Below are 20,662 nucleotides of genomic sequence, written 5' to 3'. Positions count from 1 at the left end.
CAACCGTTCCGGTCGGGCTGTTGTCCGGCCAGATTGGATCGAATGCAAAAAGGGCGAACCGGTCAGCCAACCGATCCGCCGCCATTGTTACTGGTTGGCAAAGAACTCGTCGAGGATGGCTTGTTCTTCCTCGGCGGCCGTAGCCAGCGAGTCCGCAGGCGACTGGCCCTGCAGCGACATGCGGCTTTCCATATCGATCGCCACCTGGCGCTGGGCTGCCTCATCCACGAAGATCGTGGTATGGGCGTATTCCAGGCCCGCCAGGAACGGCCCGTAGATGGGGTCGGCCAGGTTTTCCTCGGTCAGGGCAACCTCCTGGCGCGCGGGCAGCTCGCCCACAACTTCGAGCCAGATCTCCATGGCTTCGGGAGAGCTGATGTAGTCGAGGAACTTCTGGGCCGCTTCGAGTTCTTCGCCCTCGGCACGCGAGCCGATCGCGTTGGCGAAATAGCTCGCATAGTTCGAGCGCATGCCGTCTTCATTGGCAGGAAGTTCGGTGACGCCCCATTCAAATTCCTCGATGGAGTTGAAAGCACCAAGACGGAAGGTGCCGTCGATGGTCAATGCGGCACGGCCGGCCCGGAAGGCGGCCTGCGGTTCATCCATGAAGCCGACCTGGGTCACCGCATCGTCGCCAAGATAAAGCTCGGCCTGCCACGTCGTCGCGGCGAGCCCGGCCTCGTCATTATAGGTGACCGTGCGGCCATCGTCGGAATAGGGCTGTCCGCCAAACTGGCGGATAAGGCCCTCGCGCCACCACTGGTGGTCCTGACCGCCCATGCCCATGGCAATGCCGACCGAAGTGATGTTGCCGCCACCGTCACGTTCGACCGTCGCTTGTGCCGCTTCGACAAGCTCGTCGAGCGTCTGGGGCGGGCTCTCGGGATCGAGCCCTGCAGCTTCAAGAATGTCCTTGTTGTAGAACAGGGCAAGCGAACGAACAGCGGTGGGCAGGCCCCAATACTGACCGTCGCGCTCCATGGCGGAAACGATGGGGAAGAAATCGGATTCGATCTCTTCGGTGGGGAAAACTTCAGGATCGAGCGGCTGGATCAGTCCGCCGGCGATGAAATTGTCAAGCCAGCCATAGAACAGCTGGACCACATCCGGTCCCTGTCCGGCCACGTTGGCGGCGACAACTCGGGTCTGGTAATCGGCATAGGGGAAGGTCTGGTGATTGACGGTGATGTCGGGATTGGCTTCCTCGAAATTGACGATCAGCTGGTCCATCGCCTGGACGCGGGTGTCAAATACATACTGCCAGTATTCGATTTCCACAGCCTGGGCCGAACCCAGCGCGGCAAGGCTGACGCCGGCCGAAAGTGCGGTCATCGCAAGTGCTTTACGCATGTTGTTCCCTCCTTTGGGGGCAGGGAAACATCTCCCCTGCAAGATTGTTTGGCGGCTCGGACCCCTCCGTCCACCATCCGGTCATCGTCAAATGATGTGCGATGCCTTGTCAATAAAATAATTTACTTTCGTTATTAGCGAGGCAGGCCATGCCCGGATTCGATTGGCCCTTGGCGTGGCCGCAAAAATGGAAACAATGCACATTCCGCCCACCGTTGGCGGCACTTCGGCCAACGGCTGCCCTCGATTAAATTAATCTACTTGTGTTATTCGAACGGCGTGCCTAGTCTGCTGATCCGATAGCGCGCGTCCAATCGGCATGAGGGAACACCTTTGACCAGTTCGGAAAAGCAGGGTCGTGGCCCGCGCCTTGTCATTGGGTCCAATCCGGAGCGCAACCGTGCCCACAACAGGCGTGTGGTGCTCGAAGTCATCCGCACTCATGGTCATATGGGGCGCACCGAAATTGCCCGGCGCGCGCGCATTACACCCCAGGCGGTAGCCAATATCGTCGATGAGCTTCTGGGCGAGGGCATGCTGGTTCAACTGGGCCGGCTGCGCTCGGGCCGTGGACAGCCGCCGATCCAGTTTGCCATCAACCCCGACGGGCCGTTGACCGGCGGCGTGGAAATCGCCGCCGATCACATAGCGACAACGCTTCTCGACCTTTCCGGCGCCGTCCGTGCCCAAACGATCGCTCCGCTTGAATCGGCCACCCCCGATCAGGTCCCCGGCCGGGTCTCGGACGAAATCGACAGGCTCTGCGCCCAGATCGGTGCATCGCGCGAACGCCTGATCGGGTTCGGCGCGGTTATGCCGGGGCCGTTTGAGATCGAGGGTATGAGTTCGGTCGGACCCGCGACGCTGCCGGGGTGGAAAGGCATCGACGCCAAGGCGACGCTGTCCCGGGCCATCGGCCAGCCCGTATCGATCGAAAATGACGCGACCGCCGCCGCCGTTGGCGAGCGCCTCTATGGGGCAGGGCGCCAGATTTCCAATTTCTGTTTTCTATATTTCGGTGTCGGGCTGGGGCTTGGTGTCCTCAAGGACGGGGTTCCGTTGCGCGGCGCCTATGGCAATGCCGGCGAAATCGGCCATATCGCCCTGGTGCCGCGTAACCGCAGGACGAGCTATGGTTCCGACGGCGCATTGGAGCGTTTCGCATCGCTTTACGCCCTGCGCGAGAAGCTGGCGGCCAGCGGGCGGCCAAATCTCGACAGCGAAGCGCTCGAGCCACTTTTCGCCCGGAACGATCCGGTGCTTGTCGATTGGATCACCGAGGCAGCCGACTATCTGGCGCCCACCGTTGCCCTGATCGAAAATATCTTCGACCCCGAAACCGTGGTGTTTGGGGGCAATCTTCCCGATGCCATCCTCGACGCGTTGATCGCGGCGCTCGAACCCTTGCCGGTATCGGTCTCCACCCGGTCGGGGCGCGCCCAGCCGCGGGTCGTGCGCGGACAGACCGGGCGGTTCACAGCCGCCCTCGGCGCTGCAGCGCTCGCCCTGCACGACATCCTGTCACCTCAACTCTCACTCGAATACTCGCCGGCAGTCGCAGCCGCACGGCCATAGGACGATCATGCCTCTATCGCGCACCGAGCTTACCCATCGCTTCACCCAGCGTCGCGCCAATCCCCGCCTGGTAGCGCTTCATAGGGCGCTGTCACGGTTGAAATCGACGGTTACCGTGCTTCACACGGGCGCCCATCCCGATGATGAGCAAAACGCCATGCTCGCCTGCATGCGCTTCGGACTCGGCATGCGCACCATCATTGGCTGTTCCACGCGCGGGGAGGGTGGCCAGAACACCCTCGGTCCCGAGCGCGGCGGCGCACTTGGCGTCGTTCGGACCCGCGAACTTGAAGAATCAGCAAAGGTGATCGATGCCGATATCGTCTGGTTCGGTTTCGGCCCCAACGATCCTGCCCATGATTTCGGGTTCTCGAAAAACGGTCACGATACCCTCGAACGCTGGCAGCACGATCTGATCGTCGAGCGTATGGTAGGGGCTTATCGAAGCGAAAAGCCCGATATTGTCATTCCCACTTTTCTCGACGTGCCAGGTCAGCACGGGCACCACCGCGCCATGACCATGGCCGCCGAACAGGCGATTGCACTGGCTGCGGATCCCGACGCCTATCCCGAGCATTTCGCGCGCGGCCTGGCTCCCTGGCAGGTCACCAAATATTATCTGCCCGCCTGGTCGGGTGGCGGATCGACCTACGATGACGAGGTGCCACCACCTGCCGAAACGGTAAGGTTTATCGCGACCGACCCCGATTTTGCGTCCGGTGTGACTTTTGACGAGATCGGGGAATGGTCGCGGCTCTACCATGCCAGCCAGGGCATGGGGCGCTGGCCCGAAAATCCGAAGGCCGAATGGCCCCTGCATCTTAGGGCCGGGCCAGATGATAACGGCAGTATCACCGATAATCTTCCCGGCTGCCTGGCTGACATAATCCCGGGGCTGGCGGCCGCCGACACGGCCATTGCCACGGCGATCGCCGCTTTCCCCAAAGCCGGAGAGATCATCGCCCCCTTGGCGGTGGCCCTTGAGGTCATCGAGACCAATGCCGAGACCGTCCCGGCACAACACATCCATCGCATCGAGACCATGATCGCCGATCTCGAAGCCGCCATGCTCGTTGCAACCGGCATCGATTGTGTCGCAGCGCTCGACCGACCGGTCGTTGCGCAGGGCCAGACGATCGATCTCAGCCTGACGCTTCGCGGTGCGCCCGAGGATGTTTCCGTCGACCTGATCCTCCCCGACGGTGTGTCGGTCATCGCTCAGCGGCCGGGCCGATACACGCTGGAGGTCGCGCCTGACGCGCCGATCACCGAGCCCTTTACCCAGTCCTTTGCTGCATCTGGCGCCAATGGAGACGCGTGTATCGTCCTGACCCTGACTATCGCTGGACGCACGATCTCGAGCGCGGTTGGCCTGGAACGGCCGTTGACCATCGTGCCCGCCGCCTCGGTCAGCCTGGCGCCCAGCGCCGTACTGGTGCCCGCTGACGCCGAATTTTCCGGTTGCTCTGTGGAAGTCAAAATCGAAGGCGGTGCCGGCGATCTGAGCCTTTCCAGCCCCCAAGCCATCGAAGTTGCACCGAACAGGGACGGCGTCACGCTCTCGGGCCGCGGCTTGGCCGAAGGGCGCCATGGCCTCGACGTGCTGCTCGACGATACGCCAGCCTTCACCGTCCAGCCCATCGACTACGCCCATATCGGCAAAAGCCTCTATGTAACCCCCGCACGGCTCGATATTCTTGCGCTCAACCTCGCCCTCCCCACCGACCGGCGTGTCGCCTATGTCGGTGGCGGTGCCGACAATGTCGGCGTCTGGCTGGCGAGGATGGGGTTTGAGGTGACCGAACTCGACGCGCGGGCGCTTTCGGAAGACCTCTCTGGGTTTCCCACGATTGTCGTCGGCATTTTCGCCTTCGGGCTGAGGCCCGACCTAGCCGCCAGCACCGAAGCGCTGCATGCCTATGTCGAGGCGGGAGGCAATCTTGTCACCCTCTACCATCGCCCATGGGATGGCTGGGACCCTGACGGCGTTCCCCCACGCTTTCTCAAGATCGGTCAGCCCTCGTTGCGCTGGCGGGTGACCAACCCCGAGGCGCCGGTCGAGGTCCTGGCCACCGACAATCCGGTCCTTGCCGGCCCCAACCCCATTTCGGCTCGCGACTTCGAAGGCTGGAACAAGGAACGCGGCCTCTATTTCGCTGCCGAATGGGACAAAGCCTACACCCCGCTTCTCGCGATGAGCGACAAGGGCGAAGACCCGCTCAAAGGCTCGCTCCTGACGGCTGAAATCGGCAGGGGGCGTCACACCCACACGAGCCTTGTGCTCCACCACCAGCTCGATAACCTGGTGCCCGGCGCATTCCGCATCCTGGCAAACCTTGTGGCGGGCGGTCGCATGTAGATGGCCGACCTGGCGCCCTCTTATCGCAGCGGCATTGCCTGGCTTTTGGCCGACATGACGCTGATTACGGTCATGACCGTTCTGGTCAAGTTCGAGGGCGCCACCTATCCGGCTATCCAACTCGTTTTCATCCGTTCGCTGATCGGGTTGGTCTCCATCCTGCCGCTGGCGTGGCGCAAACGCAGCGCTGTCATCGGTACCAGACAGCCCTTGCGGCACCTGGTGCGGGTCGGGTGCAACACGCTGGCTCTGACCTGCAATTTCACAGCGTTGGCGGCTCTGCCTCTCGCGCTGGTCAATGCAATTGGCTTCATGCGACCGCTGGTCGTCATGGTGTTTGCAGTCTGGCTCCTTTCCGAAAAGGTCGCCCCGGTGCGCTGGATCGGCACCGCCATCGGCTTTGCCGGCATCCTCGTGATCGTTGCTCCGGGCGACGTGACGTTTTCGTGGGGCCTTGCCGCCGCGCTCGGGTCGGTGGTGTTCGGTTCCCTCGCCGTCATCCAGATCCGCGCCATGGAAAACGAAGATACCGCCGTCCTCATGGTTTTTTACACCGTCGGACTTTCCGTGCTGACTGCCATTCCCGCCGCGCTGGTCTGGCAGCCCGTGGCATCGGCGGATTGGCCGAGCTTGCTGGCCATCGGCATTCTGGCCCAGATCGGCCAATATTGCTTCCTGCGCGCCTACCAGACCACTCCGGCCCGGATATTGGCGCCGCTGGGGTATCTCTCGATTGGCTTTGCCGCGCTCGCCGGATTTCTCTTTTTCGGCGAAATTCCCTCATGGGCCACGATTATCGGTGTGGCCATAATCCTTATTGCGCTGCAATCGACCAATATGCTCGAAGCCGCCGCCATCCGGCGCAAGGTTAACTCCGAAGCCGAACGATAAAAAAACGCCCCGGCGAACCGGGGCGTTCATCGTCACGGCCGGGCCTTTGGCAACTATTCGGCCGGCTGGACGAGATTGGCGAGCAGGCGGAATGCGCCCGGCACCAGATGATCGAGCTGATGGTGCAGGATCAGGCTGGTGTGGGTGTGCCGTCCGGCGCCGATCTGGGCAGAGAGCAGCGAGCCTGCCAGCGGGTCTTCGCCGCTGTCGTGCATGGCCAGAAGCGGCTTATAGACGTCATCCCACTCCTCGGCGAAATACAGCCCGCGTTCCTTGTCCCAGTTGGCCCAGTCATCGGCCCCGATGGTGTTGGGGTAGTTGAGCAGCGGATGATCGGGTTCGAGAACATCGACCTCCGCATTCGCATCGGTAACCCGGAAGCGGATCGAGGGTGAGCCGATCTTGAGATAGGCCACTGGAATGGTCTCGGGATCCCAGCCATCCGAAGGGCGGTGATAGAGGGTCACCAGGTGCCCGCCATTGCGGACCCATTCGTGGATGCCTTCGATGTTTTCGGCGAGATCAGGACGACGGCCGAACGCGAAAATACCAACGACGATCGTGCCCAGATCGGCATAGGTGCCGCTCGAAATGTCCTCGGGTGACAATTCCACGACCTCGAGCCCGAGCCGCTCCATCCAGAGCCCGACATTGTCGTTGCCGCCGGACACATACCCGATGCGCTTGACCGATGGCAGTTCGGCACCGACCGCCTGCACGGGAACCGAAACCGTTGTGGGAACGACCGACCGGCCGATATGGGGGTAGGTGAAAATATCGATCTGATAGGCCGGTTCGTCCAGGAGTTCGGGCTCGATATCGAAGCGCGATTGCTCGAGCCCGTCCGGTGGCACCAGCTCGAACGTACCGCTCATATCCGAGGCACGCTCGGTTTCATCGAGCGCCCAGCCCTCGGGCACCGGCATTGACAGATCACCCAGCGTCGCGTTGGTCAGCGTCGCCGTCAGCGGCACGGGGCCCAGTTCGGCGGTGGTGTTGAACACGATCGCGCTCGGCTCGATCGTCATCGAAGCCTTTGGGATAACGCGCAGTTGGTCTTCAAGGTCAACATCCAGGACAATTGAGCGTCCGCCGATATTGAGCGACACCTTGGTATATGCATCACCATTGCCGCCGAGCGGATCGAACTCTTCGCTGAGCGGGTTGGTATAGCTTGCGTCTTCGGCAACCGAAACCGTTTCGCCCGAAGCCATCAGCCCGTCGCGCGCAACGATCTCGACACCTTCGATCGTGACGCTCTCGGGACCGTCGACGATGGTCTTGATAACCACGTCGTCCCCCGGTGTCACATCGCCACCTTCGGTATAGGACCGGATTTGAATCCCCGCCGCTGCAGCAAGCGCGAGGTCGATTTCCTTGACCTTGCGATCGAGCCGATGGGCGACGTTGGCGCGCAACGCTTCAGGAAGGCTGTCGCGGGCCATGTCGATGATTTCACCAACCCGGCCCACTTTTGCCAGGACGACGACCGGGTCGCCGTAATCGGCAATGGCCTCCTCGATCAGTCCCTGCGCCTCGCGCAGTGCGTCTGCGGTGTCCGACGGCATGCCGTCGAGTTCGGCGATGTCCCCGACCGTGGCGATGAGCCCCTCGCGGATATCGCTTTCCTGGCCGCCTTCTCCGCCGCCGGTGACGCGGGAGAGATTGAGCTCCCATTCCGTCGTCGGTTCGGGCCGCCAGCGCCCCATTCCCTGGGTGCGGTGGCAGGAGCGGGACCATTCGCCCATCTGGGGGAAAGTCGCGCCTGAAATCTTGTCGCGTTCGGGCGCGGTGACCACCAGTGTCACCGGCGGGGGCGGCACCTCGTCGTCATAAACGCCTCCGCCGCCGCCATAGGCCGGCTGGTAGATTTTAGGGACTTCCCAGGTGTCGAGGCCCGCAGCGATCTGGTCGGGAAATTCCTGCGGATTGCCCGAAAGTTCGGCCGCAATGAACGTCGCCACATTGGCGGCCCGGTGATGGCCGTGCTGGCCGGGGACATCGAGGAAGCAGTTCATGATGATGTCGGGCTTGTACTTGCGGAACGCCGCCGTCATGCGCTCGACGATCTTGTCGCGGCCCCACTGGTCGATGGTTTCGTTGGGGTCTTTGGAAAAGCCGAAATCGTGTACGGAATCGGTGTGCCCGAAGCTGCCGAACGCCAGCGAGGCATCGAGCGAGCGCGAGGCTTCTTCCATTTCGCGAGTGCGCAGCACACCCAGCACCGAACCCAGTTCCGGCCCGATAGAGTTCTGGCCGCCTTCGCCACGGGTGATGGCATAGACCACCGGATGGATGCCGTAGACATGGCGCAGCGCCGCCAGCATCGCCGAGGGTTCGTCATCGGGGTGCGCCCCCGTGGTCATGATCGTGGCGGTGGAGGTCAGCCGCTCAAGGCGGCGATAGAGGGTAACGATGGCCGGCTCGAGTTTTTGCTGGGCGATCAGGTCGAGATCGCTGAGCGGAGCCGCCCATGCCGGGATGTGCGAGGCCGCATATGCTGCCGGCAAGGACGCCATGAACATGCGTCGTGTGATCTTTGTCATCGGGACAATCCTACCTTTGAAATTTTCGCTCCTATGGCCCGTTCGACGGCGCCTGGCATCGGATCTTCTCGTCCAATTTGACCAGGAGTATGCGTCCTCAAAAATAATAACACAAGTGAGTTACTTTATTGATCCGATCATGTGGGATGCGCGCTCAATGGCGGGAGACGCCGCAAAAAAGCTGCGGCTTTCAGAGATATTGAGGCTTGGCCAGATACCGCACGACCATGTCGATCGCGTTCTGGCGCAGCGTTGCCTGGTTCTCGGCCGAACCCATGTCGCGCTCGAAAAGGTGGGAAAAGGTCGCGCGATTGGAAACGTTGAAAAAGCACAGGGCGCTGATCTGCCAGTGTATTTCCAGCGGATCTAGCCCTTCCCGGAAGACGCCTTCAGCAACGCCCTTGGCATAGATCGATCCGATCCGCGCGATAGCGGCCTCATTGACGGCGCGCAGCGCTGGCGAGCGCTCCATGTAGCGGCCCGAATGGATGTTTTCGATCATCACCATGCGGATGAAGTCTTCATGTTCGGAGTGATGATCGAAGGTGAACCCCACAAGTCGGCGCAGGCCTTCGAGCGGCGGCAGGCTTTCGATATCGAGCTCGGCTTCCCCTTCGCGCACCACCCGATAGGCGTTTTCCAGCGCGCTGACGTAGAGGCCTTCCTTGTCGCCGAAATAGTAGTAGATCATCCGTTTGCTGGCACGGGTCTTCTCGGCGATTTCGTCGATACGCGCTCCGGCCAGCCCGTTAAGGGCGAATTCGTTGGACGCGACCTCAATGATGTTGCGGCGTGTCCCTTCCGGGTCCTGCTGACGTCGGCTCGGCCGTTTCGTGTCGTCGGTAGTACTCAAGATCCCGCCCCCGTCACCATGCATCGTCGATTGACTAAACTAACTAGTTCGTACATTAATCACCTACTGTCGCGCCTGCATTTAGGTCGAGACGCTTAAAAAACACAAGGGCAAGACAATTGCCTAAAGGGGAATGGATTGACTGCGGCTTCAGCACAAACGGGATCTTCAGGCATGGCGAATTTGGGCAGCAATCTTGCGGAATTGCTCGATATCGGTGCCAAGGGTGCAATCCACATCGGATTGCTGGGCCGCGGAATCGGCGCATCGCTCTCCCCCACCATGCACAGACAGGAAGGGGAGCGGCAGGGACTCGACTATCATTACCATCTGATCGATTTTGATGCGCTCGCCCTTGGCAACGAGCATTTGGGTGATGTGGTCGATCTGCTCGAAAAGGTCGGGTTCCGTGGCGTCAACGTCACCCATCCGTTCAAGCAGGCCATTCTCGAACACCTCAATGACCTCGCGCCCGATGCAAAACAGATCGGTGCGGTCAATACCGTGATATTTGATGGCGGACAGCGCGTCGGCCATAACACCGATTGTTGGGGATTTGCCGAAAGTTTCCGGCTCGGTCTGCCTCAAGTGCCGCGCAAGCGTGTGCTTCAGATCGGGACAGGGGGTGCCGGCGCAGCTGTGGCGCGCGCCCTGATCGAAGTTGGTGTCGAGGACCTGTTCGTGTTCGATACTGACCCATCCCGCAGCCAGGGTCTTGCGGCCCGCATGCGCGACATGGACTACCAGGTGACCGCAATCACCGATATCTCATCGGTTTCCAGTTTTGACGGCATCGTCAATGCCACCCCGATCGGCATGGATAAATATCCCGGCATGCCCGTCGACCCCGAGCGCTTGGGGGCCGGACAATGGGTTGCCGATATCATCTATTTTCCCCGGGAGACGCAGTTGATCTCGCGCGCGGAGGCGGCCGGATGCTCAACGCTGCCGGGAACGGGGATGGCCATATTCCAGGCGGTAAAGGCTTTCGAACTCTTTACCGGCCGCATCCCTTCGCGTGAGGAAATGACGCGCAGTTTCCAGGCTGCCGACTGATCGTTCCGGGCTTACAGCCTGCCTGTGCTCAGGATGTGGTCGATGCCCGAGTGGATGTGCTGGGCCAGCTTGGCCTGCGCCCCGGCAACGTCGCGCTCGAGCGCCAGCCGGAACAACTCCTTGTGGTCTTCGGAAACCCCGTCGCCGCGAAAGCTGGCGGCCAGCAGGTGGTAGCGCATGAACCGATCGAAAATCGACTGGTGGATGGCCAGCAGGGATTTGGATCCGCAGGCTGAAATCAACGCATGGTGAAACGCGAAATCGTATTTGATCCACTCAAACGTCCGATTCGCGTCCCCGCCCAGCAACGCCTTTTCGATCGATGAGAGCTTGTGATGGGCTGAAACGACGTCCGCTTCCCAATCGAGATCGCCCGCCGCAAAGGAAAGCGCGAGCGCGTGGTTTTCAAGAACCAGCCGCAGATCGCCCACTTCGCGCAAATTGTCCACGGACGCGGGGCTGACCTCGAACCCGCGTTGCCCCTCGGCCACAACCAGATCTTCGGTGGTCAGTCGGTTCAGGATTTCGCGAAGCGTGGAAACGCTGACCCCATACTTGCTCTTGAGCTGTTCGAGCTTGAGCTTCTGGCCCGGCTTGAGGTCACCCGAGACGATATCGCCGCGAATCTTGCGGAAGGCCTGTTCCCCCACGGTGTCAGAAATTTCGTCCATTGTATCGTGCAGCGATTTTGCGTTTGCCATAATTGTCTCTTCTCAGTCGGCCGTTCCTGCCACGTCCAGGCACTTTTGTCACCTTCACGTTATCACGGTGCAAAATTGTTTCATATGATATTTTCAAAATTGACATACGTTCTTGGTAAAGATAGATGCATGAACAGCAGGTGGAAAGCTGCTTGACATAAACGAACTAGTTCGTACATTTGGTCCAGGCGACAGAGAGGGGAGATGTCGCGCGTCGTGACGCTGCGCCAATCATCGCCGCACCCAACAAGGAGGAAGATCGTTATGCTTTTAAATCTCACCCGCCGGGCTCTCATGCTCGGTTCGGTTGCAATCGCGGCTGCGGTATCGATGCCGGTCATGGCTCAGGACGCGCCAACGCTCCGGTTCTCGGCGGTGTTTTCCGATCAGGATATTCGCGCCGGAATGATGGGCCAGTTCGCCGATGCCGTGCGCGACATCGCCACCATCGAGCCCTACTATGGCGGCACGCTGTTCCGTCAGGGCACCGAACTCGTTGCCCTGCAGCGTGGAAACCTCGAAATGGGCAATATCGCCCCCCAGGACATCTCCAACCAGATTCCCGAATGGTCGCTTCTGACGTCGGCTTATCTGTTCCGCGATGCCGAGCACCTGCGTGCGTTCTTCGACAGCGAAGTGGGCGACCAATTCAAGCAGATGGCTGAGGAGCAGCTGGGCATTCACATTCTGGGCCCCACCTATTTCGGCGCCCGCCAGGTCGGTCTGCGGATCGACAAGGAAATCCAGACGCCGGCCGATATGGAAGGCGTTCGCCTGCGCATGCCGGGCGGCGATGCCTGGCAGTTCCTGGGCAGCGCGATTGGTGCCAGCCCCACGCCGATGGATTACGCCGAAGTCTATACCGGCCTTCAGACCGGCGCCATCGACGGGCAGGACAATCCGCTCCCCAACGTTCAGAACATGAAGTTCTACGAGGTGATGGATCAGATCGTTCTGACCTCGCACCTGATCGGCTATGACCTTCTGGTGATTTCGTCCGATGCGTGGAACGCCATGTCGGCCGAGGATCAGGAAGCCTTCCAGGCTGCCGCCAGCGAAGCGATCAACTGGAGCCAGGGCGAGCACATAGCCATGGAAGAACAGTTGATCGGCGAGTTTGAAGCTGCCGGCCTCAACATCTATGAGCCCGATCAGGATGCCTTCCGCGCCTATGCGCAGGAGCAGTACCTGAACTCCGACATCTCGGCCAGCTGGCCCGAGGGTGCGCTCGAAGCCATCAACGCCCTTTAGGGCATATATCGGGCGCCGCGGCTCTTGCCGCGGCGCCCTTTCTGTATTTCCCTGACGCTGGCGACGGGCTTGTCCGGAGCGTGTGGGGAAGAGGAGAGTTCCATGTCCGGACTATTGCGTGTTGGGCGCTGGCTTGCCGCGCGGGCGGAGAACATTCTGGCGCTGATGCTTGGCGTCATGTTCGCGCTGTTCATTCTGCAGATCGTCTTCCGCTATGGACTGCGCATGCAGAGTGGCTGGGCCTATGAGCTCAGTGCAATCTTGTGGGTCTGGATAGTCCTGTTCGGGACGACCTTCGTTTTACGCTCGTCCGACGACGTGCGGCTCGACATCATCTACACCTCGGTGACAGCCCGTACGCGCAGGATAATGATCGTCATTACGTCCATTGCGCTTGTCGCCCTGTTTGGCCTGGCTCTCCCAGCTATCGTCGACTACGTCCTGTTCATGAAGGTGGAAAGCACCGCCTATCTCAAGTTCCGCTACGACTACGTCTATTCCATCTTCATTGTTTTCACCGTGGTGACCATGGCCCGTTACATCTGGAGGGCTGGTGTCGCGGTGTGGGGCAGGGATGCCGATGAAGAGCTCGAAGGCCCCGCAAAATGATGTTCCTCGACCCCTTCTTTGTCTGCATCGCCTCCATTCTGGTGCTCGCCGTTCTCGGCCTGCCCATAGGGCTGTCCATGATCGCCGGCTCGATCCTCTATCTGTTCATGTCGGGTCTCGACATGGGAATCGCGGCCGAACAATTCCTCAACCGCATGTATTCCAACTACATCATCCTTGCGGTGCCGCTGTTCATCCTGGCCGCCGAGTTCATGAACACGGGCTCGCTCTCCGACAGATTGTTGGCGTGGTGTAATGCGGTCGTCGGCCGTTTCCGGGGCGGGTTGGCTCAGGTCAATGTGCTGCAATCGATGGTCTTTGCCGGCATGTCCGGATCGGCCATTGCCGATGCCGCGGGCACCGGCAAGATGATCTACTCGCTCATGACCCGCGATGGCAAATATCCCGCCTCGTTTGCCGCCGCGCTCACAGCGTCCTCTGCGGTGATCGGGCCGATCATTCCGCCCTCGATCCCCATGGTGCTTTACGCGCTCGTTTCGGACGCCTCTATCGGATACCTGTTTTTGGCAGGCATCGTGCCAGGCGCCATCATGGGCGTTTCGCTGGCGACTATCGTCTATTTCAAGGCTCGCACCAACGATTTCCCTGTCGAAGAGCCGGTGCCGCTGCGCGAATTGCCTCGCATCACCTGGACGTCGCTTCCCGCGCTGATGATGCCTGTTGTCTTGCTCTATTGCATCTACAGCGGCATTACCACGCCAACCGAAGCCGCCGCCGTGGCTGCAGCGTATGCGCTCATCATCTCGATCGTTCTCTATCGCTCGATCAGCATCAGAAGCTTCTACCAGTCCCTGGTCACCTCGTCCAAGACAACTGTCTCCATCGGCATGCTGATCGCCGGGGCGCTGGTGCTCAATTACGTCGTTACCGTCGAAAACATCCCGGCCACCCTCAGCGTCATACTGACCGAATGGAATCTCGACCCGATAACCTTCCTGATCTTCGTCAATGTCGTCCTTCTGCTTCTGGGCTGCATGCTCGAGGGAACGGCGATCATCCTGATCATTGTGCCGGTGCTCGTGCCCTCGGCAGCGGCCCTGGGGATTGATCTTGTCCATTTCGGTGTGGTTGTCGTCATCAACGTGATGATCGGTCTGATTACCCCGCCCTATGGCATGCTGCTCTTTGTCATGCAGTCAATCTCGCGCGCGAAGCTGCGTCATATCGTAAGCGATACGCTGCCCTTCCTCGGCGCGCTCCTTGTTGCGCTGATGCTCTTCACCTTCGTTCCCGATACCGTCCTGTGGCTGCCGCGCATGTTCGGCTATCAGGGTTAGTTTTCGAAAGTTTGCGTAATGACCAAACCCATTTTCGTGCTCAATGGCCCCAACCTCAACAGGCTGGGTTTGCGTGAACCCGAACTCTATGGCGCAACCACCCTCGCCCAGGTCGAGGAACTGTGCCATGCGAGCGCGGTCGGCCGGTCGATCGAGTTCCGGCAAACCAATTCGGAAGAACGCCTGATCGAATGGGTGCATGAGGCAATCGATGCCGCGGCGGGCATCATCATCAATCCCGCGGCCTTCACCTTCACTTCACTGGCCCTGCTCGATGCGCTCAAGATGTTCCCCGGCCCGATCTTTGAGTTTCACATCACAAATGTGCATCGGCGCGAAGCCATCTATCACCATTCCTACGTGTCCCGGGTTGCAACGGCCGTCATGGCGGGGATGGGCGCGGATGGCTATGGAACGGCCGTTCAGGCCATGTGTGCCCGCAAGGATCTGCTGAACTGATCATGGAAAGGCGCACGCTCACATTTGCGCAGGCCGAAGCCATCGCCAGGGCGGCGATGGATGATGCACGCCAAGAGGGGCTCGAACTGGCTATCGCCATCGTCGATGACGGCGGTTGGTCCCATGTTCAGATGCGCATGGACGGGGCGTTTCCCGCCGCCGTCGATGCCGCGCTGGCCAAAGCCCGCAGCGCGGCCCTGTTTCGCAGGCCGACCTCGGATTTTTCCAGGCGGGTCAAGGAGGGCATGCCTCTGGCCCACCTCCCCCATGTTGTCCCGCTGGGCGGCGGTGTGCTGCTTGAGCGGAACGGCGCTTTTTTCGGCGCCATGGGCCTGAGCGGCGCCCGTGAGGATACCGAGACCGAGCTGGCCGAACGCATCGCCGCCGAATTCGCGTCGGACCGTATGGTCCGGGTCTAGGAGCCTGCCGGCGGCTCCCCCAGACCAATCTCTCGAGCCCGGCAACCGATATCGCAAACCAGTTTCCAGCCGGGCGTGGCCTTCACGCCGGGATTGTTGACGTTTGTAATTTTGACAACGAAAAACAAAATCAACAGATGAAATGAAAAGTCTCATATTAAATCTTGCATGACGGATTTTATCATGCCATCAATCGCGGGGGTTGGAGATCAGGTTGCCCAACCGGCGCAGCCGCTGACCGTCGCGCCGTTCGGCGCAGCAGCCCGACCGAGACTTTTTGGAGGAGATTTAAAGATGACAAAGCCAATCGTACGCCTTGCCGGCGCGGCTGCGGTGTTGACCGCCCTGACCGGCCTGCCCGCTATGGCGCAGGTGCCCGAGCAATACACCACGTTCGAGAAATACGGCGTTTGCGGCAGCATCGACGATAGCTGCTACAATCCCTGGAACAACCGCACCGAGGGCGAGGAAGAGCCCTGGAAAGTGCTGATCTATTATCACGTCGCTCCCGGCGTTGGGCCGCACGACAACCTCGAAGCCGGCGTGGAAGCGCTGACCGAACTGTTCGAAGGCGAGGGCTACGAGGTAACCGCCTCTAACGATCCGGCCACTTTCGAAAGCTCGCGCAACCTGCGCTCGATGGACACTATCGTGTTCTTTTCGACGGGCCGTGAAGCGCTGAGCGATCTCGGTAAGCATCAGCTCATGCTGTACACGCGCGGCGGCGGCGGATTTGTCGGTATCCACAATGCTTTCGGCACGAGCTATGGCTGGACCTGGTACGAGGGCCTGCTCGGCGGTCAGCTTTTCAATCACGGTCCGCGCCAGCTCGCTTCGATCCAGGTGCAGTCTGAAAACGATCCTTCAGTCGCTCACCTTACCGATGGCGATACCTTCGATCAGGAAGAATGGTACAACATCTATCCCGATCCCCGTCAGCTTTCCGACATCAACATCCTGCTCACCGTGGACGAAGCCACGATGGTGGAGGGCCAGTCCGATACCCACCCGGGCATGGGCGAGGGTCATCCGGTTTCCTGGTGCCACTACTATGATGGTGGTCGCGCCTGGATGACCGTTCTCGGTCACAGCCACGAAATCCTCGAAGACGAGAAATACCTCCAGCACGTGCTTGCCGGCGTCAACGGCACCATGGGCAAGGACGATTTCTGCCTCGAATAGTTCGGGGCGTCCAAACCATGGCCTCCGGCGATCCCCGGAGGCCATGCCAGCCATCGGCGGCCCGTTTGCGTCAAATGGGGCCGTCGGTGGAACTTTTCGACAGGAGTTCACAATGAAGGTTCGGGCACGTTTTCCCTGGGCTCACCAAGGCCTGATGCGGCGCGTCGCCATCGCTGCGGCGATCGTTCCGCTGGCAACGGCACCCGCAACGGTCTGGGCGCAATCGCCGGCTTACGAACTCTCGGGTGGAGCGATTTCTACCGATCAGGTCGCGCGGGGCGAGGCCGCCTTCATGACCAATTGCTCTGGGTGTCACGGCGACGACCTGCGCAGCATCGATTCCAACGCACCCGATCTGCGGGGCCCCTCGTTCCAGTATGGATGGGTCGACACTCCGCTCTCCGAAAAGTTCGAAAAGATAGCATCCACCATGCCCCCGGGTATGGCCGGTTCACTGAACGACCAGACCTATGCCGACATCATGGCGTTTATTCTCGCAACCAACGGCGTGACCCCCTCCGAGGGGGAGCTGCCCGGCGATGGCGAGGCGCTTGCGGCCTATGTCCTAACTCAACCCTGACTTCCCAATTCCCCCTTTGCGATCCTGAACGGATTGCATTGCTCAACGACGAGGAGGATGAGCATGAAGACCAATCTCTTGGGTGCGAGCCTGATTGTGCTGGGCGCGCTGGCCATAGCGGCTCCCGCTACCGCCCAGATGGCCGATTTCGAGCCCGTGACCGATGAGGATATCCTCAATCCCGATCCTGCGGACTGGATTCACTGGCGCAATACGCTCGATGGCTGGGGTTATTCCCAACTCGATCAGATCAACACCGACAACGTGGGCGACCTTGCCTATGCCTGGGGCTGGGCCATGGAGCCGGGCAGCCAGGAAACCACGCCCATCGTTCACAATGGCATCATGTATCTGGCCAATCCCGGAGCCGTGGTTCAGGCCCTTGATGCGACCTCGGGTGAGATGCTCTGGGAGTATCGCCGCGAAATGCCCGAAGGATCGCGCCCCGGTGGCCTCAATCGCGGCCTCGCCATCTATGGCAACAAGGTCTATCTGCCCACCCCCGACGCCGCGCTCGTCGCCATCAACGCCGAAACCGGCCAGGTCGAATGGGAAGCCCGGGTCGCAGATTATGAAAACCGCAAATCGCTGACCGCCGCTCCGCTCGTTGCCGATGGGAAGGTGTTTGTCGGTTTCCAGGGGTGCAACCGCTTCAGCGAGGAAAAATGCGCCATGGTGGCGTATGACGCCGAAACGGGTGAAGAACTCTGGCGCACCATCACCGTCGAGCGTCCCGGCGAAGGCGAGCAGGATACATGGGAAGACATCCCCTTTGCCCTGCGTGGCGGCGGCGATATCTGGACCACGGCAACCTATGATCCTGAAGCCGACCTCATCTATATCGGCGTATCGCAGGCCAAGCCCTGGTCGCGGGTCAGCCGTGCCAATGACGGCGCATCGCTCTATACAACTTCGACCCTCGCCCTGGCGCCCGACACCGGGGAAATCGTCTGGCACCGCCAGTACATCCCTGGCGAAACCAACGACATGGACGAGTCCTTCGAGCACATTCTGATCGATATCGACGGCGAGCCCGCTTACGTCAACATGGGTAAGCTGGGCATCCTGTGGCGCGGCAATCGCGAGACCGGCGAACCTCTGCCGGCCTTCGATTTCGGCATGCAGGACCAGATCGACCTCAATCCAGATGGAACCTTCGCCGGCTACCGCGAAGGCAAGATCGGCGAGATCGGCGTGCCGATGACGACCTGCCCGAGCTCGACCGGCTTCCGCAGCTGGCGCGCCATGGCGTTCTCGCCGGAAACCCGTGCGGTCTATGTCCCGCTCGCCATCAACTGCGACGACGGCATCATCTATACAGAAGTCGAGATGGTCGAAGGCGGCGGCGGCAATGGCCGCGGAGGCACCAACCGTATCAACCATCCCGACGATCCCGAGAATTCGGGCCGCATCCTGGCCATGAACGTCGATACCGGTGAGACCATGTGGGAATTCCCCATGCGCACCACCGCAAACTCGGCGACCCTGACCACCGCGGGCGGCGTTGTGTTCGCCGGTGACTGGGCCCGCAATTTCTACGCCTTCGACGCGGCAGACGGCGAAGTGCTCTGGGACGTCACGCTGCCCCAGGCCGCTCAGGGCTACCCGATCAGCTACGAGGTCGACGGACGCCAGTATGTAGCGATCCCGGTCGGGGTCGGCGGCGCGACCTGGTCGACCAGCGTTCCCTCCACGCTCGCCCCGGAAGTGCGGCGCCCGTCGGGTGGCAACATGATGATGGTCTTCGCCCTGCCTGAAGGCGCATGATCGATCCGGGGGCGGACAACGATCCGCCCCCGGTCCACGGCTACGAAGAGGCACCTATGAACCTCCCATCGACAATGTGCCGTTGCCTTTCGGTTTTAGGGGTCCTGGCCCTGCTTGCCGGCCAGGCGACCGCGCAGGTGCCCTTCGTTCCGCCCGAATTCTACAACGCCATTCGTCCCGATTTCGGCAATCGGCTTCCCCTCTGCGTGTTGCCGGACAGCGCCACCCTTGAGCAGGATCGTGAAGCGGCGCGCGGCATCGCCGAGATGCTGCTGCTTGAACCCGACATCGTCGAGATAGATGCCGATATGGGCATGCTCGATGAACTGGGCATTTGGCCGGTGATCTTTGAGGAACTTGCCGAAAGCTGCGTCGGCGTCCTGGGTGTCCAGATCATTCCCGGTGAGGTTGCGCCCGACTGGATGACCCTGTCGCGGCCGTATTTCGAGGCGTCCTATGTCCTCTTGACGCGCGACGACGGTATTGAGGATCTGACCGATCTGCCGCCGGGAACGCGTCTGGGCGTACCGCTTTATACGCCCATCGACGCCGATATTATGCTCGCCATCGCCGCCGGAACCCTCGATGGGGTGCGCAGGCTGCCCTACGACCGTCCCGAACTCATGGAGTCCCTGATGACCTCGGGCGAGTTCGATGCTGCCATCGTCTGGCAACCCCATCTTGATCTGCCAGCCCTTCAAGCCGGCGATTTCTATTCTCATCAGGGCACCGTTGCGCCTCTCGAACGCGACACACGCGCGGTCGCGGTGCTCATGCGCACCCAGGACGAGATGCTCCGCACCATGATCGATCAGGCCATCGAGGCACTGGGAACGGGGGCAGAGGTCCGATAAAACCGATCTCGTTGTGCAGGAGCAGCAAAATCCGGATAGGATGGTGGTCCGATAATCCATGCCGTCCGCGCGAGGCCCTTTTGAACGACAGCCGCACCCCAACGGAAACCGAAATCCTCGTCGTCGCCGAGACCTTCAAGCTGCTCGGCGATCCGACACGTCTGAAAATCCTGCTCGCCTGCCTCGATCAGCCCATGGCCGTGGGCGATATCGCGCGCAAGATCGACGCGTCCCAGTCCCTCGTCAGTCACCACCTGCGCTTGCTGCGCGCCGCGCGCCTCGTCCGGGGAAGGCGCCACGCAAAACACGTCCACTACGAGGCCGACGACCACCATATCCGCCATGTCGTCTCCGACATGATCGTGCATGCCGCTGAGCACGAACCGGAAACCGACTTGCCCGACTGACGCGCTTACAGTGGCAGGATGCCCGCGTCCTTGACCTCTTCGATGACCGGATAGGAGCGGGTTTCCCGCACTCCGGGCAGAGACAGCAGCACCTCGCCCAGAAAGACCCTGTAGCGCCCCATGTCGGGCAGCCGGGCCTTGACCAGATAGTCGAAACCGCCCGCCACCATGTAGCATTCGAGCACTTCGGGCTGCTTGCGCACTGCGGCGGCGAATTTTTCGAAGATGTCGGGGGTGGTCTTGTCGAGGGAAACCTCCACCAGCACCAACAGTCCGAGCCCGATCTGATCGGCGTCGAGAATCGCGCGGAAGCCCTTGATATAGCCCTGGTTCTGTAGCCGCCGCATCCTGTCGCTCATCGATGTGGGCGCCAGCCCCACCCGCTGGGCAAGTTCGGAATTGGTGATCCGTCCATCGTTTTGAAGTTCGATGAGAATTCTGCGGTCGATTCTGTCGATTTCACTCATGGCGGACATTTGTTCCAATGGGGTTCGGACACGCGACA

Annotated in this window: 19 protein-coding genes; 14 read left to right on the top strand and 5 right to left on the bottom strand. The window is 61.0% G+C overall.

Going from position 1 to position 20,662, the window contains the following annotated elements:
- Positions 1-87: 87 nt before the first annotated feature.
- Positions 88-1,350 carry an extracellular solute-binding protein gene (locus ACP148_RS13595; protein WP_421953222.1) on the bottom strand — a complete coding sequence of 421 codons (1,263 nt, stop codon included), beginning with the start codon at positions 1,348-1,350 and terminating at the stop codon, positions 88-90.
- A 333-nt stretch (positions 1,351-1,683) separates the two neighbouring features.
- On the opposite strand from ACP148_RS13595, the gene ACP148_RS13590 reads away from it, so the two are divergent.
- Genes ACP148_RS13590 through ACP148_RS13580 form a run of 3 tightly spaced genes read left to right on the top strand, consistent with a single transcriptional unit; the run spans position 1,684 to position 6,175 of the window.
- Positions 1,684-2,925, top strand: a complete 1,242-nt coding sequence (locus ACP148_RS13590; protein WP_421953221.1) for an ROK family protein — start codon at positions 1,684-1,686, stop codon at positions 2,923-2,925.
- A 7-nt stretch (positions 2,926-2,932) separates the two neighbouring features.
- Positions 2,933-5,284 carry a PIG-L family deacetylase gene (locus ACP148_RS13585; RefSeq protein ID WP_421953220.1) on the top strand — a complete coding sequence of 784 codons (2,352 nt, stop codon included), beginning with the start codon at positions 2,933-2,935 and terminating at the stop codon, positions 5,282-5,284.
- A complete protein-coding gene (locus ACP148_RS13580) occupies positions 5,285-6,175 on the top strand; it encodes a DMT family transporter (protein ID WP_421953219.1) in 891 nt (296 codons plus the stop codon).
- Between the two features lie 53 nt (positions 6,176-6,228).
- Here the strand turns inward: ACP148_RS13580 and ACP148_RS13575 are convergent, their stop codons facing one another.
- Entirely contained in the window at positions 6,229-8,721 is a 2,493-nt protein-coding gene (locus ACP148_RS13575; protein ID WP_421953218.1) for a PIG-L family deacetylase, read from the bottom strand.
- Positions 8,722-8,911: 190 nt separating this feature from the next.
- A complete protein-coding gene (locus ACP148_RS13570; protein WP_421953217.1) occupies positions 8,912-9,574 on the bottom strand; it encodes a TetR family transcriptional regulator in 663 nt (220 codons plus the stop codon).
- 174 nt (positions 9,575-9,748) lie between these two features.
- Here ACP148_RS13570 and ACP148_RS13565 point away from each other — a divergent pair, with 174 nt between their 5' ends.
- Positions 9,749-10,630 carry a shikimate dehydrogenase gene (locus ACP148_RS13565; RefSeq protein WP_421953216.1) on the top strand — a complete coding sequence of 294 codons (882 nt, stop codon included), beginning with the start codon at positions 9,749-9,751 and terminating at the stop codon, positions 10,628-10,630.
- An 11-nt stretch (positions 10,631-10,641) separates the two neighbouring features.
- On the opposite strand, the gene ACP148_RS13560 is transcribed toward ACP148_RS13565, so the two are convergent.
- Complete coding sequence (locus tag ACP148_RS13560; protein WP_421953215.1) at positions 10,642-11,331, bottom strand: GntR family transcriptional regulator; 690 nt, start codon at positions 11,329-11,331, stop codon at positions 10,642-10,644.
- A gap of 264 nt (positions 11,332-11,595) precedes the next feature.
- Here ACP148_RS13560 and dctP point away from each other — a divergent pair, with 264 nt between their 5' ends.
- The 10 genes from dctP (at position 11,596) to ACP148_RS13510 (ending at position 20,157) form a co-directional block, all read left to right on the top strand.
- Positions 11,596-12,582: a TRAP transporter substrate-binding protein DctP gene (gene dctP / locus ACP148_RS13555; protein WP_421953214.1), complete on the top strand. Its 987-nt coding sequence runs from the start codon at positions 11,596-11,598 to the stop codon at positions 12,580-12,582.
- Positions 12,583-12,684: 102 nt separating this feature from the next.
- Positions 12,685-13,191, top strand: a complete 507-nt coding sequence (locus ACP148_RS13550; protein WP_421953213.1) for a TRAP transporter small permease — start codon at positions 12,685-12,687, stop codon at positions 13,189-13,191.
- Positions 13,188-14,489, top strand: coding sequence for a TRAP transporter large permease (locus ACP148_RS13545; RefSeq protein WP_421953212.1), 1,302 nt, complete (start codon positions 13,188-13,190; stop codon positions 14,487-14,489). The genes ACP148_RS13550 and ACP148_RS13545 overlap by 4 nt, the downstream gene beginning before the upstream one ends.
- An 18-nt stretch (positions 14,490-14,507) precedes the next feature.
- Positions 14,508-14,948: a type II 3-dehydroquinate dehydratase gene (locus tag ACP148_RS13540; protein ID WP_421953211.1), complete on the top strand. Its 441-nt coding sequence runs from the start codon at positions 14,508-14,510 to the stop codon at positions 14,946-14,948.
- Positions 14,949-14,950: 2 nt separating this feature from the next.
- A complete protein-coding gene (locus ACP148_RS13535) occupies positions 14,951-15,367 on the top strand; it encodes a GlcG/HbpS family heme-binding protein (RefSeq protein WP_421953210.1) in 417 nt (138 codons plus the stop codon).
- A gap of 294 nt (positions 15,368-15,661) precedes the next feature.
- On the top strand, positions 15,662-16,549 hold the full coding sequence (locus ACP148_RS13530; protein WP_421953209.1) for a ThuA domain-containing protein: 888 nt from the start codon (positions 15,662-15,664) through the stop codon (positions 16,547-16,549).
- Between the two features lie 112 nt (positions 16,550-16,661).
- Positions 16,662-17,129, top strand: a complete 468-nt coding sequence (locus ACP148_RS13525; RefSeq protein WP_421953208.1) for a c-type cytochrome — start codon at positions 16,662-16,664, stop codon at positions 17,127-17,129.
- A gap of 63 nt (positions 17,130-17,192) precedes the next feature.
- Positions 17,193-18,896: a pyrroloquinoline quinone-dependent dehydrogenase gene (locus ACP148_RS13520; protein WP_421953207.1), complete on the top strand. Its 1,704-nt coding sequence runs from the start codon at positions 17,193-17,195 to the stop codon at positions 18,894-18,896.
- Between the two features lie 56 nt (positions 18,897-18,952).
- Entirely contained in the window at positions 18,953-19,750 is a 798-nt protein-coding gene (locus tag ACP148_RS13515; RefSeq protein WP_421953206.1) for a hypothetical protein, read from the top strand.
- Positions 19,751-19,830: 80 nt separating this feature from the next.
- Positions 19,831-20,157: an ArsR/SmtB family transcription factor gene (locus ACP148_RS13510; protein ID WP_421953205.1), complete on the top strand. Its 327-nt coding sequence runs from the start codon at positions 19,831-19,833 to the stop codon at positions 20,155-20,157.
- A 5-nt stretch (positions 20,158-20,162) separates the two neighbouring features.
- Here the strand turns inward: ACP148_RS13510 and ACP148_RS13505 are convergent, their stop codons facing one another.
- A complete protein-coding gene (locus ACP148_RS13505; RefSeq protein WP_421953204.1) occupies positions 20,163-20,624 on the bottom strand; it encodes an Lrp/AsnC ligand binding domain-containing protein in 462 nt (153 codons plus the stop codon).
- Positions 20,625-20,662: the final 38 nt, after the last annotated feature.

This window comes from Pelagibacterium sp. (assembly GCF_965249125.1).
In the GTDB taxonomy this organism is placed as follows: Bacteria; Pseudomonadota; Alphaproteobacteria; order Rhizobiales; family Devosiaceae; genus Pelagibacterium.
This window is presented reverse-complemented; position numbering and strand designations above follow the sequence as displayed.

What these genes read in the sequence shown, in the direction of transcription:
- ACP148_RS13595 (WP_421953222.1), bottom strand. Translation starts at nt 1,350, where the DNA reads ATGCGTAAAGCACTTGCGATGACCGCACTTTCGGCCGGCGTCAGCCTT.
- ACP148_RS13585 (WP_421953220.1), top strand. Translation starts at nt 2,933, where the DNA reads ATGCCTCTATCGCGCACCGAGCTTACCCATCGCTTCACCCAGCGTCGC.
- ACP148_RS13580 (WP_421953219.1), top strand. Translation starts at nt 5,285, where the DNA reads ATGGCCGACCTGGCGCCCTCTTATCGCAGCGGCATTGCCTGGCTTTTG.
- ACP148_RS13575 (WP_421953218.1), bottom strand. Translation starts at nt 8,721, where the DNA reads ATGACAAAGATCACACGACGCATGTTCATGGCGTCCTTGCCGGCAGCA.
- ACP148_RS13565 (WP_421953216.1), top strand. Translation starts at nt 9,749, where the DNA reads ATGGCGAATTTGGGCAGCAATCTTGCGGAATTGCTCGATATCGGTGCC.
- ACP148_RS13560 (WP_421953215.1), bottom strand. Translation starts at nt 11,331, where the DNA reads ATGGCAAACGCAAAATCGCTGCACGATACAATGGACGAAATTTCTGAC.
- dctP (WP_421953214.1), top strand. Translation starts at nt 11,596, where the DNA reads ATGCTTTTAAATCTCACCCGCCGGGCTCTCATGCTCGGTTCGGTTGCA.
- ACP148_RS13550 (WP_421953213.1), top strand. Translation starts at nt 12,685, where the DNA reads ATGTCCGGACTATTGCGTGTTGGGCGCTGGCTTGCCGCGCGGGCGGAG.
- ACP148_RS13545 (WP_421953212.1), top strand. Translation starts at nt 13,188, where the DNA reads ATGATGTTCCTCGACCCCTTCTTTGTCTGCATCGCCTCCATTCTGGTG.
- ACP148_RS13540 (WP_421953211.1), top strand. Translation starts at nt 14,508, where the DNA reads ATGACCAAACCCATTTTCGTGCTCAATGGCCCCAACCTCAACAGGCTG.
- ACP148_RS13535 (WP_421953210.1), top strand. Translation starts at nt 14,951, where the DNA reads ATGGAAAGGCGCACGCTCACATTTGCGCAGGCCGAAGCCATCGCCAGG.
- ACP148_RS13530 (WP_421953209.1), top strand. Translation starts at nt 15,662, where the DNA reads ATGACAAAGCCAATCGTACGCCTTGCCGGCGCGGCTGCGGTGTTGACC.
- ACP148_RS13525 (WP_421953208.1), top strand. Translation starts at nt 16,662, where the DNA reads ATGAAGGTTCGGGCACGTTTTCCCTGGGCTCACCAAGGCCTGATGCGG.
- ACP148_RS13520 (WP_421953207.1), top strand. Translation starts at nt 17,193, where the DNA reads ATGAAGACCAATCTCTTGGGTGCGAGCCTGATTGTGCTGGGCGCGCTG.
- ACP148_RS13515 (WP_421953206.1), top strand. Translation starts at nt 18,953, where the DNA reads ATGAACCTCCCATCGACAATGTGCCGTTGCCTTTCGGTTTTAGGGGTC.
- ACP148_RS13505 (WP_421953204.1), bottom strand. Translation starts at nt 20,624, where the DNA reads ATGAGTGAAATCGACAGAATCGACCGCAGAATTCTCATCGAACTTCAA.